Annotated in this window: 16 protein-coding genes; 11 read left to right on the forward strand and 5 right to left on the reverse strand. The window is 46.6% G+C overall.

From position 1 onward, the window contains the following. Positions 1-25 precede the first annotated feature (25 nt). The 3 genes from LEPBO_RS0120315 (at position 26) to LEPBO_RS0120325 (ending at position 3302) form a co-directional block, all read left to right on the forward strand. Positions 26-652, forward strand: a complete 627-nt coding sequence (locus LEPBO_RS0120315) for a DUF2301 domain-containing membrane protein (protein WP_017289408.1) — start codon at positions 26-28, stop codon at positions 650-652. 126 nt (positions 653-778) lie between these two features. Further along, complete coding sequence (gene dprA, locus LEPBO_RS0120320; RefSeq protein ID WP_017289409.1) at positions 779-1894, forward strand: DNA-processing protein DprA; 1116 nt, start codon at positions 779-781, stop codon at positions 1892-1894. Between the two features lie 97 nt (positions 1895-1991). Beyond that, positions 1992-3302, forward strand: coding sequence for a sensor histidine kinase (locus LEPBO_RS0120325; protein ID WP_017289410.1), 1311 nt, complete (start codon positions 1992-1994; stop codon positions 3300-3302). On the opposite strand, the gene hemH is transcribed toward LEPBO_RS0120325, so the two are convergent. Further along, the gene (hemH, locus tag LEPBO_RS0120330; protein WP_017289411.1) at positions 3291-4457 is read right to left on the reverse strand and encodes a ferrochelatase; all 1167 of its coding nucleotides are present in this window, start codon (positions 4455-4457) and stop codon (positions 3291-3293) included. The genes LEPBO_RS0120325 and hemH overlap by 12 nt on opposite strands. 248 nt (positions 4458-4705) lie before the next feature. Between hemH and LEPBO_RS0120335 the strand changes: the two genes are divergently transcribed. Beyond that, positions 4706-5896 (forward strand): site-specific integrase, encoded by a 1191-nt coding sequence (locus tag LEPBO_RS0120335; RefSeq protein ID WP_017289412.1) that lies wholly within the window; start codon positions 4706-4708, stop codon positions 5894-5896. After that, on the forward strand, positions 5893-6522 hold the full coding sequence (locus LEPBO_RS0120340; RefSeq protein WP_317135187.1) for a class I SAM-dependent methyltransferase: 630 nt from the start codon (positions 5893-5895) through the stop codon (positions 6520-6522). Before LEPBO_RS0120335 ends, LEPBO_RS0120340 begins: the two co-directional genes overlap by 4 nt. Positions 6523-6697: 175 nt before the next feature. Here the strand turns inward: LEPBO_RS0120340 and LEPBO_RS0120345 are convergent, their stop codons facing one another. Next, positions 6698-7507 carry an ABC transporter ATP-binding protein gene (locus tag LEPBO_RS0120345; RefSeq protein ID WP_017289414.1) on the reverse strand — a complete coding sequence of 270 codons (810 nt, stop codon included), beginning with the start codon at positions 7505-7507 and terminating at the stop codon, positions 6698-6700. Positions 7508-7869: 362 nt separating this feature from the next. Further along, positions 7870-9177 carry an FtsX-like permease family protein gene (locus tag LEPBO_RS0120350; protein ID WP_017289415.1) on the reverse strand — a complete coding sequence of 436 codons (1308 nt, stop codon included), beginning with the start codon at positions 9175-9177 and terminating at the stop codon, positions 7870-7872. Positions 9178-9677: 500 nt separating this feature from the next. Between LEPBO_RS0120350 and dnaN the strand changes: the two genes are divergently transcribed. The 5 genes from dnaN to LEPBO_RS0120380 all read left to right on the forward strand — a co-directional run bounded on the left by dnaN (position 9678) and on the right by LEPBO_RS0120380 (position 13408). After that, positions 9678-10814, forward strand: a complete 1137-nt coding sequence (gene dnaN, locus LEPBO_RS0120360; RefSeq protein WP_017289417.1) for a DNA polymerase III subunit beta — start codon at positions 9678-9680, stop codon at positions 10812-10814. 116 nt (positions 10815-10930) lie between these two features. Beyond that, entirely contained in the window at positions 10931-11467 is a 537-nt protein-coding gene (locus LEPBO_RS0120365) for a hypothetical protein (protein ID WP_017289418.1), read from the forward strand. 83 nt (positions 11468-11550) lie between these two features. Further along, on the forward strand, positions 11551-12072 hold the full coding sequence (locus LEPBO_RS0120370; RefSeq protein WP_017289419.1) for a photosystem I assembly protein Ycf3: 522 nt from the start codon (positions 11551-11553) through the stop codon (positions 12070-12072). A gap of 24 nt (positions 12073-12096) precedes the next feature. Continuing rightward, on the forward strand, positions 12097-12387 hold the full coding sequence (gene gatC / locus LEPBO_RS0120375; RefSeq protein ID WP_017289420.1) for an Asp-tRNA(Asn)/Glu-tRNA(Gln) amidotransferase subunit GatC: 291 nt from the start codon (positions 12097-12099) through the stop codon (positions 12385-12387). 97 nt (positions 12388-12484) lie between these two features. Further along, positions 12485-13408: a phosphoribulokinase gene (locus LEPBO_RS0120380; RefSeq protein ID WP_017289421.1), complete on the forward strand. Its 924-nt coding sequence runs from the start codon at positions 12485-12487 to the stop codon at positions 13406-13408. Here the strand turns inward: LEPBO_RS0120380 and LEPBO_RS43385 are convergent. Both LEPBO_RS43385 and LEPBO_RS0120390 read right to left on the reverse strand, forming a co-directional pair. Beyond that, on the reverse strand, positions 13405-13581 hold the full coding sequence (locus LEPBO_RS43385) for a hypothetical protein (protein WP_172410456.1): 177 nt from the start codon (positions 13579-13581) through the stop codon (positions 13405-13407). The two genes, LEPBO_RS0120380 and LEPBO_RS43385, sit on opposite strands and share 4 nt — an antisense overlap. 37 nt (positions 13582-13618) lie before the next feature. Then, positions 13619-14167, reverse strand: a complete 549-nt coding sequence (locus tag LEPBO_RS0120390; RefSeq protein ID WP_017289423.1) for a 5-formyltetrahydrofolate cyclo-ligase — start codon at positions 14165-14167, stop codon at positions 13619-13621. Positions 14168-14257: 90 nt separating this feature from the next. Here LEPBO_RS0120390 and LEPBO_RS0120395 point away from each other — a divergent pair, with 90 nt between their 5' ends. Continuing rightward, complete coding sequence (locus LEPBO_RS0120395; protein WP_017289424.1) at positions 14258-15823, forward strand: peptide ligase PGM1-related protein; 1566 nt, start codon at positions 14258-14260, stop codon at positions 15821-15823. The last annotated feature ends 48 nt before the right edge of the window (positions 15824-15871 follow it).

Consider the following 15871-nt stretch of genomic DNA (forward strand, 5'->3'; position numbering starts at 1 on the left):
GAGCAAATCGAGTTATGAATGTCCTATGCAAACTCAAGAGCCGATCGTATACCAAGGACAGTTCGGAGAATTTAGCATTGATGATCACGATCGTCAGGGCGTGATCCTTTATCGCAGCGGATTAGCGATCGCTGCTTTGAGTTTTGCGATCGCGGTTGGACTAGCATTCTCGCAAAACTTTGCCTGGATAACGCCGCTTTACTTTGTATTTTGGACGGCGTTAGGCGTGAGCCTATTCACGATTCATATTTACCTGAAACCGTTACACCTCGCACTTCAGGCATTCTGGGCAATTGGCGGATTGGCTTCGATTGGAATGCTCTTGCTGAGTTCTGAACCGCTCGCACTGTATGTGTATCAGCATCCGATCACCATTTTTGGCATCGGGTTTACTTTCGCTGCTTTGACTGGAATTTTCTTTAAAGAAGCATTCTGTTTTAATCGGTTTGAGACAAAATTTCTGACTCCGATCGTGCCTTCATTACTGCTTGGGCATTTAAGTGGCATATTGCCATTGGTCTGGGAGCAAGTTTTATTAGGCGGTTGGGCAGTCTTATTTGCTATATTTGCAATCCGAAAACTGATTCAACCGATCCCTCCAGATATCGGAGATAAAAGCGTATTTGAATACCTCAAGCATAAGCAAGCCTGACGATCGCAAAACAGCTTGCTTCTAAAATGCCAGCTTTTGCCGTCGGAAAACTTACGATCTCAAAAACGAATTTTGACCTTGGGGATCAGTGCGGGAACACTGATTTCATGATTTGAGGATCGATGCTTGAGTGAGGAACGTGCGTTTTGGTTAGCCTGGTCGCGAGTTGCAGGAGTTGGTCCCATCTTGCAAAAACGCATTTACCTTCAATTTGGCAGTTTGAAAACGGCTTGGACAGCCAAACCTGAAGAATTGCTTCAAGTCGAGGGCATCGGAGCGCAAAGCGCGATCGCAATTTGTACAAGTCGCGATCAAATTTCAGTCGCTCGCCTAGATCAATCCCAAAATTTTCTCACTCCCGCCGATCCAGACTATCCTCGATTACTCTTTGAAATCCCTGACCCGCCTCCGGTTTTATATTATCGAGGGCAAATCGAGCTAATTCGAGAATTCGATCGCCAAAGCGCGATCGCTCTCGTTGGAACTCGCCAACCTTCCGAATATGGCAAACGTTGGACACGAAAACTCAGCGCAACTCTAGCCAATAACGGGTTTATCGTGATCTCCGGGCTGGCAGCGGGAGTCGATACCGAGGCACATCAGAGTTGCTTAGAAGCCGGGGGCAAAACAGTGGCAATTCTGGGAACAGGCGTAGATGTCGTTTATCCCTACAAAAATCGCCAACTCTACCATCAGTTACTCAAAACCGGATTAGCGTTAAGCGAATATCCCGCCGGAACTCAGCCCGATCGCAGACATTTCCCTCAGCGTAATCGCATCGTTGCCGGATTATCCCGCGCCCTGATCGTGACTGAAGCCCCAGAAAAATCCGGCGCACTGATCACCGCAAATCTTGCCAATGATTATGGACGAGATGTGTACGCACTGCCGGGCAGCTTGGATAACCCGAATGCGATCGGTTGTCTGACCCTGATCAGCAAAGGCGCACAAATCATTTTAGGGACATCACAATTTTTAGAAATGATTGGCACGATTCCAGCCCTCGATCAGCCGCAAAATCCGGATATCGAACTGACGCTGGCGAATTTAGATCCCAGCCTTGCAAAAGTGTTGCAGACCATTCACACGATCGCACAACGCTCTGAGCACGCGGCTGTTTCTTTTGATTTGATTGTCCAAACTGCGGAAATGCCAACAGCATCCGTCTCTAGCTCATTAATGCATCTAGAATTGCTCGGCTTAATTACGCAAGTTCCTGGAATGCGATACCAGATGATCTGAGCCAATTTCTCGATGATCTGAGTCAATTTCTTACGAAATAACTCAGCCAAAATAGACGAACGCGGATATCGTAATGCAGAGGTAGGAAGCTGTTGAAATGTCTGACCAAAATTTAGTCTTAATCGTGGACGATAGCACAACGAATGTGCGTATCTTAGCAGATGTGCTTGAAACAGCAGGATTCTCTGTCTTGTCGGCTAAAAGCGGCGAAGATGCCTTACAGCAACTCGAAACTATCTTGCCAGATTTGATTGTGTTAGATGTACTCCTACCGGGCATTGACGGATTTGCCACCTGCGATCGCATCAAATCCAATCCCCTCACCCAAGAAATTCCGATTATCTTCATGACTGCACTGGCAAATGCCGAGGATAAAGTCAAAGGACTTCACTTGGGTGCGATCGACTACATTACGAAACCATTTCAACAAGTCGAAGTGCTGGCGCGCGTGAAAACCCATATCAAACTCCGCCGCCAAACTCAGCAACTCAAAGACCTGAATGAGCAATTAGAACAGCGGGTCGCAGAACGAACGCATCAACTTTCGCGATCGCTCAACGATCTCCAACAGGCTCAACTCCAACTGGTTCAGCAAGAAAAAATGTCGATGCTCGGGCAACTTGTCTCTGGCATCGGACATGAAATCAACAATCCCCTCAACTCAATGACGGGTAATCTCAGACATGCAGAGCGCTATCTCCGACGTCTAATCTACCATCTGCATCTCTATGAACAGCACTATCCCAATCCTGCCGAAGCGATCGTTCACAATGCTGAAGAGATTGATCTCCCTTTTCTGATGCAGGATTTGCCTCGATTGCTCAGTACACTAGGAGTTGCAACCGAGCGGATGAATCATATCAGTCGAGCACTCCGAACCTTTTCTCGCAGCGACAACGACAATACGATCGAGCTAAATCTGCAAGACGGATTAGACAGTACGCTGCTGTTGTTACAACATCGACTCAATCCCACTCCCGAGCGTCCTGCGATTCAAATTACCCGAGACTATGCAGATCTTCCACCTGTACTGTGCTATCCAGGGCAACTCAATCAGGTGTTTATGAATCTCTTAGCCAACGCAATCGATGCGATCGAAGAAGCAAATCAAGGTCGTTCTTACAAGGAGATTGCCGCGAATCCGAACCAGATTCATGTCATCACTGAACTTCAAGACAGTACTGCGATCGTCCGCATTCGAGATAACGGCATTGGCATGAGCGAAGCCACTCAGCAAGATATTTTCAAACCCTCATTTACAACAAAACCTGTCGGCAAAGGGACAGGTTTAGGGCTGGCGATCGCTCACCAGATTATTGTGGAAAAACATCAAGGAAAGCTGATCTGTGAATCTACTCCCGCTGTCGGAACAGAATTCACGATCAAGCTTCCTGTCTTAGCCGAGTAACCCGAAAGCGTGCAGTGGACCGCGCCCTAAGAGCATCTCGATCGCCAAAGCAATTAACCCGATCATCGCAACTCGCCCATTCCAGACCTCGGCTGAAGTCGTCATGCCCCATTCCCAACCTTCTTGGGGATACATCTTGACTCGCTTCTGAGGATGAGCCACTTCTGAAAAATGGACAGACGGCGCATTTAACGCATCCGTCACCATGGTTGCTAATTCTTGAATAAAGATGGGATGCGTATTCAAAGCAGGAACCCGTCCAAATTTCTCAATTCCAGCTTCTTCAGCGATCTCACGATATTCCATATCGATTTCTTGCAGCGTCTCAATATGCTCAGAGACAAAGCTAATCGGAACCACGGCTAAGTTCTTGACCCCTTCAGCCGCTAACTCTTCTAGCGCTTCTTCGGTATAAGGTTGCAGCCATTCAACCGGACCGACTCGACTTTGATATGCCAAGGTATACGGATTCGATCGATTGAGCGTCTTCATGATCAGTGACGTGCATTCTTCGATTTCGCGCTGATAGGGATCGCCTGCTTCTTCGACATAGCTCACCGGAACGCCATGTGCGCTAAAGAAGACATGCACATCTTCAGGTTTCTCAAATTGGTCAATTTCTTGAGCAATCAAGTCTGCCATGGCAGCGAGATAGCCAGGTCGATCGTACCAAGTTGGAATCACGGTGTAGTCGATCTTCTGAAGCACCGGGTCTTGTTCCCAAAGCTGTTCTAGAAGTCGGAAGCTGGAGCCGCTGGTACTAATCGAAAACTGTGGATAGAGCGGCAAAATCACTAATTTCTCAATTTGGTCGCGCTTGATCCGAGAAATGGCTTCCTCGGTAAACGGATGCCAATAGCGCATTCCGATATAAACGCTCACGTCTTGCCCGCGCTGGCGCAGTTGGTCTTGAAGGGCTTGTGCTTGTTCTTCGGTAATGCGACGCAGCGGAGAACCGCCACCAATCTGCATATAATTTTCTTGCGATCGCTTTGCGCGTAGGGTCGAAATCAACCAGGCTAATGGACTCTGCAACCACGGGAACGGCAGACGAATGATTTCCGGGTCAGCAAATAAGTTGTACAGAAAGGGGCGGACATCTTCGATCTTATCCGGTCCCCCAAGATTCAGTAATAAGACCCCTACTCGACCCATAGCGATATTAAATCCTTGTTTATTCTCAGCTTCGTTACCGATTTTAACAATAAAATCTGAGCTACACCGAAGCAAATTAACTAAATCTCAGCGAAAAATTCGATCATATTGAACATTCTGAACAAATATCAACTGGGGTTAACATTTGCTCAACCCCCATTAGAATTAAATCCTTGACAAAAGGGTCGCTTTTAGAGTCTAGATTTGAACTGGAATAGGTTAGACAACAGCACAGATTCTTGATTTGAATGCTCTATCGTTTTGGTGTTTCAGGCTTTTTGCGATCGCATATGGCAGATTTAGATGCTCGAATTGTTCAGACGAATCAACGTCTCAAAGCAGCCCAACTCGGACTTCAGATCGAGCGGCGTGGCGTAAAACTCGCGCTGCGAGGAACCTTGCCCCCGCGTCCGGGCAGTTCTAAATTACGCCCGTATCAACAGCGTTTGAGCTTAGGAATTCCAGCGACGACGGCAGGATTGAAGCAAATCGAGCAAGAAGCAAAAATTGTTGCTGCCCAGTTAATTCAAAATCAATTCGATTGGCGAGAGTACCTGAGCTTCACAGACGGAAAGCGATTGAGCCAGCAAGATCTGAGCCAGCAGATTGCCGCCTTTGAGCAAGACTTTTTAAATCAGCCTGAGCGAGCCATCAATCCTGCTGCGACGAAAACCACTTGGTCTAGCGCTTATGCCCCGTATCTACGGAAGTTAAGCGCGATCGCGGCTGAGTCTCCCACTCTTACGCTGATCGAAGCAATTTACAAAACCGTTGAATCTATCCCCCTTAATTCCCGAAGCCGCCAACTCTGCTGCACCACATTCAGCGCATTTGCCGAATTTCTCAACCTGACGCTGCCCAAAGATCTGAAAAAGCTATCCGGCGGATATGGCGCGAGCAAAACTCAAGCCCGCACGTTGCCCTCTGATCAGGAAATTTTGAGCGCCTGGGAAAAGATCCCGAATCCAGGTTGGCAATTTGTGTATGGAATGATGGCAACGTTTGGATTGAGAAATCATGAGGTGTTTTACTGCAATTTGAATGGGTTAAAGCGCGGGGAAACCTCGATCGAAGTTCTGCCCACAACAAAAACGGGAAGCCATCAGGTTTGGGCGTTTTATCCAGAGTGGATTGAAACTTTTAATTTAAGAGAGATTCAACTCCCACCTGTTGAAACAGACTTAAATAAGACCACGTTGCGACAAGTTGGGCAACGGGTCACGGCACAATTTCGGCGGTATGGTGTGCCCTTTTCTCCTTACGATTTACGTCATGCTTGGGCAGTCAGAACGATTCATTTTGGGCTGTCGGATACGGTAGCAGCAAAAATGATGGGGCATTCGGTACTGGTTCACACGCGGACTTATCATCAATGGATAACGCAACGAGATCAGCAAATGGCAGTTGATCATGCATTGAAGCGAATGCGAGGTGAATGATGGCAACGATTTTGAGAGATTGGAGTTATCAATATCAATGGCTGTATGACGGGATTTCGAGGATTGCAGCATTGAGTGTGGGCGGAGAAGCCCGATTTCGACAATTAGCCTTACAGGGATTGACGATCGAGCCAGAGACGAAAGTGCTGGATCTCTGCTGTGGCAGTGGGCAGACTACGCAATTTTTGGTACAGCGATCTCGCCATGTGACAGGCTTAGATGCCTCTCCTTTATCGATTCAACGCGCGAAAAAGAATGTTCCAGAAGCAGAATATGTTGAGGCATTTGCCGAGCAGAATCCGTTACCGGATCAATCTTTTGATGTAGTGCATACCAGTGCGGCAATGCATGAAATGCAGCCTCAACAATTACGGCAAATTTTGCAACAAGTGCATCGAGTTTTGAAACCGAATGGTGTGTTTACAATGGTCGATTTTCATGCCCCAACTAACCTTATTTTTGTACCTGGGTTGGCGATATTTTTCTGGCTATTTGAGACAGAAACCGCTTGGCAATTGATTCAAACTAATCTGATCGAATTACTAGAAGAAATTGGATTTGAAATTCAAACCCAACAGCTTTATGCAGGTGGAAGTCTTCAGGTCATTCAGGCAAGAAAACGTTAAAAAGCGCCATCATACAAGACGGCGCTTTGGGGTTTAGATATAGCGTTTTTGAAACTAATTAATGGGTTCTGTATAGCGAGAAATTAACGGTACAACTTTGTGAACTAGGTAGTTATTCAACTCGTTTTGCTCACATGAATAAAGTATCCGGTTTCACCTGTTAAATCGATCCACCTCAAGATAGGTTATTCGCAATCAGAGACTCTCGCATCCGACTGATCTCCGATCGCTCGCCATTCGTCAAAATCCCATCTTCGAGGTAGGCAATGTGATCGGCAACATCAGCAATCCGGGGATCGTGCGTCACGATCAAAACTGTCCGCCCTCTCTCTTTTGCTAAAGTTCGCAGCAATTCGATCACAGCATGACCGTTGTGCGAATCTAATGCCGCAGTCGGTTCGTCCGCCATGATCAACGTTGGATTTCCAGCTAGGGCACGCGCGATCGCAACTCTTTGTTTCTGACCGCCAGAGAGATCTTGAGGATGCAATTTTGCTCGATCGGCAAGTCCAACTTGATCTAACAGTTGCATCGCTTGCTGACGCGCTGCTGATCCCCGAATCCCCTTGAGATTAAGCGCGACTTCAATATTCTCGATCGCGCTCAGCGCTGGAAACAAGTTAAAGCCTTGAAAGATAAAGCCAATATTTTCGAGGCGAAATTGGGCTAACTTGGAGCTTGACAGTTTTGTGATTTCTTGTCCTAGCAAGCGCACACTGCCCGCAGTGGGAGTAAGAATTCCTGCCAAAATTGACAACAGTGTGGTCTTTCCTGATCCTGAAGGACCCATCAGAAGCTGAATATCGCCATATCGCACTGTCAAATCCACATGGCGCAGAGCATGATAGCGATCGCCACCAGTCTGATACACCATTTCTACTCCACAGGCAGAAATCGCGTTATCTGCTCCATCCAAACTGTTAGAACAAGGTTCAATCACCCGGTTCTCAGTCTGATAACTCACATTAATCGGGGTTGCAGTCATTCGTTTAACAAACGGTAGGAAAACAGTTTATAAGGAGAGGGTGTGTGGAGGAGTGTCGAAACAGTCTTTTCTGATCATGACTTCAGGCAGGTCGAGTCAAACTCCAGACAAAGATTCGAGTCTGTACCAAGGTTCAACAAAACGTTAAACAATTTGGGCAGCTTCATCATCTTTAAAAAGGAGAAACTCTATTGCTCTATTGTATGAGGTCAAATTATGCTACGGGATGAATTCATGTGACAGCTATGTGAATAATTAGCGTCATTCCAGATTGCGAGAGATATCATTCTATGTATAGATGCGTAATGATTATTCAAGATTCTACGCTGAATCTTCGCAACTTCAGGGAAATTCCATAGAGTTCATGCCTTGAAAACGATCGCGGGATCGACTCGGGTCACTTTTTGCACCGCAAACATTGCTGAACCGACACACATCACAACCGTCAGCACAAAAATGCCAACGCCTGTGGCGGGAGTAATTAAAATCATGATGCCTTGAGCCGCCTGTGTCCACATACCCAAACCGAGACAGAACGCAATACTGGGAATGTAGCCCAAGACTGCCATCCAAAGCGCTTGTTCTAAAATCACGCTGTAGATTATCCAGTTTGACGCGCCCATAGCTTTGAGAGTTCCAAACTCGCGAATATGGTCGGAAACAGATGAATATAAAATCTGTCCGACAATCACCATGCCGACGATAAATCCTACTGTTGCACCTAATCCCAAGACAAAACCAACTCCAGTCCGATTCGTCCAATAAGAGCGGGTCAGTTCTGCGATTTCAGACTGAGTATAGGCGCGAGTGTCCGGTAGGGCAGATTCTAATCGCTGTTTTAGCTGCTGGAGATCTTGTCCGGGCTGCGCCCGAATCAGCACAAAGGAGATCGGGTCTTGGACATTGACGCGACGAGGTGCAGCAGGATTTGGGTCAGGAGATGTGAAAGAAGAATTTTGACTGGTACAAGCTATTTCGCCGTTCGATTGCCGGGTGCAGGTTACGCCTGTGTCTGTGCTGCCTAACCCATAAGCATTTGCATTCTCTAAAGACGTATAGATAAAAGCGCTAGATGCGATCGACTGCGTATCTTGGGTCAAGCCTACATATTGAGCAGGTAATGCTCGGAATGCGCCGATTGCGCCGCGCTCGTTTAATTCCTGGAGTCCCAAATTTTTTAAGCTGTTGTAATCGACAATGACGGTGTAGGGCTGATTCAAGGCTTCGAGCTTACCCTGAGTCACTTGCCAACCTGCAAACAGCCGACTATTGGGATCAAAGCCATAAATCCGAATTGGCGTAATTCGCCCTTGGCTATCGCGCCAAATACTCGATCGAATCATTAACGCTTCTGCACGCTCAACTCCTGCAACTTTCTGCGCTTCTTCAACGCGCTGAGCAGGCATGGGAGAAGACAATTCGAGATGGACAATATCTTTCGAGGCAACCCAGAGATCAGCGCTGGACTGATCAATGATGCGAGCGGTGGAACGACTGAAACCGCGAAGAATTCCAATCTGGATCGTGACTAGGCTGACCGCGAAAATAATGCCGGCTTGAGCAACGAGAAAACGGGGAATATCTTCAAATAGATTTTTGCGGGCGATCGAAGCCATAGGGCAGAGAGTCGGCAGAGTAAAGCGAAGAGAGCGATCAGTCTGAACGGTCATACGAGGAGAAACATTAGAAGTTGATCGTATGACTGCTGGGTAAGCCTGAGCGTTCCTTCAGCGTAGGGTACTTTATGGCAAATCAACACTAATCTAACTACTGAAATTTATAGTTTTTCCTTATTAATCAACGGCTTCTGTGGAAAACTTGCAGTTTTCTGTGGAAAAACTTGTGGGAAATTGGGCTAAATCTGCGGAAATTTTAGCTTGAGATGTGAGACTGGGAAAGTTTTTCCACAGGCTGCGATCGTATTTGTTGTGAAAAAATCGTCGATCGCTGAGTTTTCCACATTTTCCACAGGTCGTACAATAGTACTGAAAAAGCATCTGATTTGCCTAGAAATTTGATCTTTGATCAATCTGGCTATCTAGTGTTACGATGCTCAAGCATCACATGAAAACGCTAGATGTAGATCTAAAGATTCACGTCTTCCCTTGATATAGAGTTATTACTACTTTTTCCACAGCCTTTCTCTTCGTCCTATATCCTGACTACTGCCATGAAACTGGTCTGCGCCCAAACCCATCTTAATTCTCATCTGTCTCTTGTCAGTCGCGCCGTTTCTTCGCGCCCGACTCATCCGGTTTTGGCAAATGTATTGTTGAAAGCGGATCAGTCGACACAGCGTGTGATTTTGAGCGCATTTGATCTCAGTTTAGGAATTCAAACAAGCTTTCCGGCACAGGTCGAAGAGAGTGGAGTGTTAACTCTGCCTGCGAAATTGTTGAGCGATATTATCTCGCGTTTGCCGGATGGCGATGTGACGATCGAGAGCGATGCTGAAGGCAGTCATGTCACGACTTTGACTTCTGCATCGGGACGCTATCAAGTTCGGGGAATGGGAGCTGAGGAGTTTCCTGAGTTACCGAAGATCGAAGAAGGTGAGCAGACGCATCTTGTTGCCGATGCTTTGGTGGATGGACTGCGGGGATCGCTGTTTGCGGCAAGTGCGGATGAGACGAAGCAAGTTTTGACAGGCGTTCATGTGAGCTTACAGCCAGACGGGTTGGAGTTTGCAGCAACCGATGGACATAGACTTGCTGTGGTGAAAACAATCGAAGAAGATGCTAAGTCTGAATCAGAGCCGCAATTAGATGTGACAGTTCCTGCGAAGGCGTTGCAGGAATTGATGAAAATGCTCGATCGTCAAAATGGCAATGCGGTGGATGTCCGTTTTGATCAAGGTCAAGTGGTGTTTGAGTGGGCGGATCAGCGTCTGACGAGCCGACTGCTAGAAGGTCAATATCCGAATTATCGGCAGCTTGTGCCACGTCAGTTTACGCATCAATTGACGATCGATCGCAGATTGTTTTTGAGTTCTTTAGAGCGGATTTCGGTACTCGCAGATCAGAAGAATAATATTGTGAAAGTCCATCTTGATCCTGCCGCGCAACAGCTTACTTTGTCGGTAGATGCTCAAGATGTCGGAAGTGGACGAGAAGCGATCCCGGCTCAGATTTCGGGCGAAGGTATGGAGATTGCATTTAATGTTCGCTATCTGTTAGACGGATTGAAGGCGATCAATACCGCAGAAGTGCAAATGCAATTGAACACGTCAACAAGTCCAGTAATTTTATCGCCACTGGGTAGCTTGAAGATGACGTATTTGGTCATGCCAGTCCAAGTACGATCGTAAGATTTGCTCAGAAATTTTAGACTTCCACTAGAGGCACATCCCTGCTGTAATCAGGGATGTGCCTTTTTATAAATTTCAAGGTCGCTATAATCGACGAAAGAGTTTTGTGAAAAATAATGCAGTCAGATGCGTTTGCAATTCTGGGTGTTCCGATTACAGCTCCTTATGCAGAAGTTTTCGATCGATACTGCGCTGTGACAGAGTTATTAGAGCAGAGGATTTCTTGCAGTCAATCACAAGCACTAGAATTTGCTACGCAGAACTTAGATCTTGTTAAACAAGCATTTCGCTCACTTGCGGAAGAAGAGTTACGCAGGCAGGTGATTCATCAGATGCAAGAACAAGTGATTCAGACCAAGCTTCAACCTAAAAGTTTTCTTGCAAAAGCGATACTCAATTATCCAACTTCCGCCGTTACGGCATTTTACGAAAGTGCAGTTGATGATTTGAAAGTTCTACAATATTGGTCGTTGAACAATATTGAGTTTGTCACGGGCACTTTACACGATCTCAATCTTGCCTATTTATTCGTCCGAATGGATTCACGCGGTGACGGTGGACAGTCCATCAGCGTTCCATGCTCTCCGCTCTCTCCTCAACCCAATTTTGGGACAGAAGCAGAACCTGATACCGGACTTTCTACTGTTCCGTGACATCATGATGAGCGGATCGATTGCTTGGGCTGGTTCATTAAGGCGCTAAACTGAAAGACAGTCTCACGATTTAACAAACGTTTATGCCTAGATCTCAACGTAACGACAACTTCATCGATAAAAGCTTCACCGTCATGGCGGATTTGATCTTGAAGGTCTTTCCGGCGAGTCGCAAAGAAAAAGAAGCTTTTGCTTATTATCGAGATGGCATGTCTGCACAGGCTGATGGGGAATATGCAGAAGCCCTTGAAAACTATGAAGAAGCACTGAAACTCGAAGAAGATTCTAACGATCGTAGCTACATTCTCTACAACATGGGCTTGATCTACGCCAGCAATGGGGATCACGACAGAGCTTTGACCCTATACCACGAAGCGATTGATGAAAATCCTCGCCTGCCTCAAGCTTTGAATAACATTGCAGTGATTTATCACTATTTGGGCGAGAAAGCCAAAGAAGAAGGCAACGACGACGAAGGCGACAAATTCTTTGATCAAGCCGCAGACTACTGGAAGCGGGCAATTCTACAAGCTCCGAACAACTATATCGAAGCTCAGAACTGGCTAAAAACAACCGGTCGATCGGGGATGGATGTATACTTCTAAGCGATTTAGTTTGAGAGAGTTTGTATGATCGATCGCGAACAGGTTCAAAAAGTCGCGCATTTAGCTCGCCTAGAATTGACTCCTGAAGAAGAGGGGAAATTTACAACCCAGTTGAACGATATTCTCGACTACTTTGAGCAGTTGAGTGAATTGGATGTCAGTGATGTATCACCCACCACACGCGCGATCGATGTCTCGAATGTCGTTCGAGTCGATCGGCTTCAACCCTATACTGATCGCGAAACCATTCTCGAAGGTGCACCCGATCGCGATGGCGATTTCTTCAAAGTGCCAAAGATTGTCACTGGAGACTGAATCTTCTTAAAGATTTGATTCACGTCACTTTCCATTTAGACAGATTAGTGCTTTCCTTACAAGGATAGATTGCCCTTGTGAAGTCCTAGGAGAAATCATGTCGCGTCCAATCATTCTCGGCATTGTGGGAGATAGTGCAGCAGGCAAAACCACACTGACACGCGGGATTGCTCAGGTGTTGGGTGAGGAAAACGTAACGACAATTTGTACGGACGACTATCACAAGTACGATCGTACCCAACGTGCCCAGATTGGAATTACAGCCTTGCATCCTGACTGTAATCACTTGGATATCATGCAGCAGCATTTATCGCTGCTGCGATCAGGGCAGCCGATTCTGAAGCCGAATTACAGCCATAAGACGGGAACCTTTGAAGCCCCAACTTATATCAAGCCGAGCAAGTTTGTCATTGTAGAAGGACTGCTTGGATATTCAACTCGGGTGGCAAGAGACGCTTACGATGTGAAAGTTTATCTTGCTCCACCCGAAACGTTACGAGCACAGTGGAAAGTTAAGCGAGATACGCAAAAGCGGGGCTACACAGAAGAACAGGTTTTAGAAGAGTTGCAGAAGCGAGAGCCAGATTCTGAAGCTTACATTCGTCCGCAGCGAAGCTGGTCAGATTTAGTCGTGAGTTTTTGCCCATCGACAACGGATTCAAATGGACAATTGGATGTGAAATTAGTGCTGCGTCCGACGATCCCTCATCCTGAGTTAACGCGGGTCGTTGGAGAAGATTCTCCCACGCAATCGGCGATTCGGCTAGGACTCGATCGCGATATGGGTAAGCCTGTCGATGTCTTGGAAATCGATGGACATGCCACGAAGGATCAAGTTGTGCATCTAGAGCGCTTTATCTGTGATGAGCTGCCAGCATTATCGAATGTTTGTAATCCGACAAGCGATACGGAATTAGGAAAAGTTTCAGGAACAACAGGGGAGATGATTCAGAGCTACCCGTTAGCTATGACACAGTTGTTGATTGTGTATCACATGCTGAAAGCAACGAAAGCGATCTAGAGTAGTGAGTCTGTTTTTGGGCGTTCGATTTCGCCTTCGCTATAGCCCAAGTCATAAAAACTAGCAGCCTGTGGATCATGCTCAGGGGGCTGCTTTGAGCGCCCTGACCAAGCATCTTCTTTGCCTCGATCGAACCATTCCTGGTGCGGGTGTGGGGAAGTGTTGCTTTCCATCAGAAAATTCACTCCGAAGCGATCTGATGCCCTCATTCTAATGATTCAATTGGCTGTAGAGTCCGGATTCTGTACAAATTGCATTTAACGGCTGATCCCACTCATCGATCGCGAACTCATCCACAACTGCAAAATCAAATAGAATGCCGATCGCCTTTTTCTCGCGCCATTCTGGTTGACTGAATAGGCGATCGTAAAATCCCCCACCATATCCCAATCGGTAGCCCTTTCGATCGCACATCACACAAGGGACAAGGATTAAATCTACTTCTGAAACATTAATTTGAGGACTATCGGGATCAGGTTCCTGAATGCCAAACTTGCCCGATCGTAGATTGCCAGCAACATGCCAAAAGAGAGACTGATCCACACAGCGCGGGAGTCCCCAAATTTTCGGCAGCGTCAGCAATTCGCTTAAATCAGGTTCTTGGCGGAAGCTGCAATACGAGAGAATCGTTTGGCTCGATCGCACTAGCTCTGAAATTTTGAGATGTTCAACGATCTCGTGACTTTTTGATTTCCACTCCACTTGAGAGAGAGAAAGACGCTTCTGAAGATAGATTTTTCTTAAGTCTGATTTATTCATTTTTACGCTTTCTTGCTATTTTCACTGTGCCTTAATCTCAGTAGATATGATCGCGAGTATCAGCTTGATCGCGAATTGTGCGCCATGAACATGCTTGACCCAACCCTTGAATTTCAGAAGTTACAGAATCAGTTGCGCGATCGCTGGCGCAATGTAGTTGAGTTTGACACGAGTGATGCGGATATCATCGTCATTCCGTCGCTAAGTATTGATCAGCATGAACTGCTCAAAATTGAAGGTTTTTTGCATTATGAAGAACGACTGCTCTTTTCGCTGATTCGATTGCGAAATCCTCGGACTCGGTTGGTTTATGTGACTTCGCAACCGATTCATCCGAGTGTCGTCGATTATTATCTTCAGCTATTACCTGGTATTCCATTTTCCCATGCGCGCGATCGCTTGCTGTTGCTTTCGACTTATGATTCATCAACGAAACCTCTGACTGAGAAAATTCTGGATCGACCGCGTTTACTCGATCGGATTCGACAAGCAGTAAACCCAGAGCGGGCATACATGATTTGCTACAACTCGACAGCGTGTGAGAGGGATTTGTCGGTGCAGTTAGGCATTCCGTTGTATGCACTTGATCCGACCCTTCTGCACTGGGGAACCAAGAGCGGCAGTCGGCAGATTTTTGCCGAAAGTGGCATTCCTTTTCCAGACGGCAGTGATTTAGTTTGGAATGCAAAAGATCTAGCGGTTGCCACCGCTGAGTTATGGGAACGCAATCCCGAATTAAAACGAGTTGTGATTAAGCTGAATGAAGGATTTTCAGGAGAAGGAAATGCAATTTTAGATCTGCGACAATTAGGAGAAGTGAAGCCTGGAACCATTTCGCATCAGCAGCGAGTGGCAAAGATTTACGATCACTTTGCTCATCTCAAATTCGAGGCGAAGTCGGAAACTTGGGAAAATTATGGGGGTCGAATTTCAGAACTCGGCGCGATCGCAGAAGCCTTTATCGAAGGAGACCATAAGTTTTCGCCAAGTGTGCAGGGTCGCGTCACACCCGATGGAGAAATCGAAATCCTCTCGACTCACGACCAGATTTTGAATGGACAAATCTATCTCGGCTGTCGTTTTCCGGCAGATGAAGCGTACCGAATGAGCATTCAGGATTTGAGCTTGCACGTGGGGCGGACGTTAGCCGCAAAAGGAGCACTGGAGCGATTCGGCGTGGATTTTGTCGCAGTACGCGAGGAAGAAGGATGGAAAGTTTATGCGATCGAGATCAATCTCCGAAAAGGCGGTACAACTCACCCATTCATGACGCTGAAATTTTTGACCAACGGGCGTTATGACCTTTCAAGTGGCTTATTTTATAGCCAACAGGGACGACCCAAATACTATATGGCAACGGATAATTTACAGAAATCGCAATACCGGGGATTATTACCCAATGATTTGATGGATATCATTGCGTATCACGAATTGCACTTCGATACGAGTACAGAAACGGGAACAGTGTTTCACCTGATGGGATGTCTGTCTGAATTTGGGAAATTGGGGTTGACCAGCATTGGCAATTCTCCGCAGCAGGCAGAGGATTTGTATCGACGAGTCGTGAAAGCGATCGACGATGAAACGAAAACCTCAGACTATTCCCATCTCACCTCATCGTCGATCGCTTCAATGCGTTGGAATAGCGGCTATTGAAGCATTTTCGCACTTCAGAAATTCGGTGAGTTTGTTGAGAAACAAGAT

Source organism: Leptolyngbya boryana PCC 6306 (genome assembly GCF_000353285.1).
Lineage (GTDB): Bacteria > Cyanobacteriota > Cyanobacteriia > Leptolyngbyales > Leptolyngbyaceae > Leptolyngbya > Leptolyngbya boryana.

Bases quoted from the DNA above. Each gene is read 5' to 3' on its own strand.
- LEPBO_RS0120315 (WP_017289408.1), top strand. From the start codon at position 26: ATGCAAACTCAAGAGCCGATCGTATACCAAGGACAGTTCGGAGAATTT.
- LEPBO_RS0120325 (WP_017289410.1), top strand. From the start codon at position 1,992: ATGTCTGACCAAAATTTAGTCTTAATCGTGGACGATAGCACAACGAAT.
- hemH (WP_017289411.1), bottom strand. From the start codon at position 4,457: ATGGGTCGAGTAGGGGTCTTATTACTGAATCTTGGGGGACCGGATAAG.
- LEPBO_RS0120335 (WP_017289412.1), top strand. From the start codon at position 4,706: ATGCTCTATCGTTTTGGTGTTTCAGGCTTTTTGCGATCGCATATGGCA.
- LEPBO_RS0120340 (WP_317135187.1), top strand. From the start codon at position 5,893: ATGATGGCAACGATTTTGAGAGATTGGAGTTATCAATATCAATGGCTG.
- LEPBO_RS0120345 (WP_017289414.1), bottom strand. From the start codon at position 7,507: ATGACTGCAACCCCGATTAATGTGAGTTATCAGACTGAGAACCGGGTG.
- LEPBO_RS0120350 (WP_017289415.1), bottom strand. From the start codon at position 9,177: ATGACCGTTCAGACTGATCGCTCTCTTCGCTTTACTCTGCCGACTCTC.
- dnaN (WP_017289417.1), top strand. From the start codon at position 9,678: ATGAAACTGGTCTGCGCCCAAACCCATCTTAATTCTCATCTGTCTCTT.
- LEPBO_RS0120365 (WP_017289418.1), top strand. From the start codon at position 10,931: ATGCAGTCAGATGCGTTTGCAATTCTGGGTGTTCCGATTACAGCTCCT.
- LEPBO_RS0120370 (WP_017289419.1), top strand. From the start codon at position 11,551: ATGCCTAGATCTCAACGTAACGACAACTTCATCGATAAAAGCTTCACC.
- gatC (WP_017289420.1), top strand. From the start codon at position 12,097: ATGATCGATCGCGAACAGGTTCAAAAAGTCGCGCATTTAGCTCGCCTA.
- LEPBO_RS0120380 (WP_017289421.1), top strand. From the start codon at position 12,485: ATGTCGCGTCCAATCATTCTCGGCATTGTGGGAGATAGTGCAGCAGGC.
- LEPBO_RS43385 (WP_172410456.1), bottom strand. From the start codon at position 13,581: ATGGAAAGCAACACTTCCCCACACCCGCACCAGGAATGGTTCGATCGA.
- LEPBO_RS0120390 (WP_017289423.1), bottom strand. From the start codon at position 14,167: ATGAATAAATCAGACTTAAGAAAAATCTATCTTCAGAAGCGTCTTTCT.
- LEPBO_RS0120395 (WP_017289424.1), top strand. From the start codon at position 14,258: ATGCTTGACCCAACCCTTGAATTTCAGAAGTTACAGAATCAGTTGCGC.